Here is a 415-nt window from a genome sequence, read left to right as displayed (position 1 = left end):
CAGGCGGGACCACAACCGTTGGGCGATCGACTCTCCCTGGGGCTCGCTGAGTTGCGGCATGGCGTCGACCAGGCCGGCGATCAGGCGGCGGCCCGTGTCGGTCACGGAGGCGGGATCGAGCTGGTGGCGGAGAGGGTCGGACGCGCCCAGCACGGTGGCGATCACCTGGAGGCGGTCGAGCGGCAGCACGTCCTCCGGCAACCCGCCCTGCGCGGCGACGCCGGCCCGCAGCGCGTCCGGCTCGCACCGCCACACCGCGCTGCCGGATGGCACCGCAAGGCCCGGCGGTTCCGTACCGTGACCGCCGATCCCCGTACGGGACCTGCCGGCGGCGCCGACCGGGGACGAACCCGCACCGGACGAACCCGCACCGGGCGAAGCGGCGCCGGGCAGGGACGAGGGGGCGGGTGAGGGC

The 415-nt window shown here is 76.4% G+C and carries 1 pseudogene; it reads right to left on the bottom strand.

The features are described from left to right. Positions 1 to 273 (bottom strand): annotated as a pseudogene (locus tag E1294_RS52235) (hypothetical protein); the annotation flags it as partial. Positions 274 to 415 lie beyond the last annotated feature (142 nt).

It is taken from the genome of Nonomuraea diastatica, from assembly GCF_004349015.1.
Taxonomy (GTDB): Bacteria; Actinomycetota; Actinomycetes; order Streptosporangiales; family Streptosporangiaceae; genus Nonomuraea; species Nonomuraea diastatica.
The sequence above is the reverse complement of the archived record's forward strand: the minus strand, read 5'-3'. Positions and strand labels throughout refer to the sequence as shown.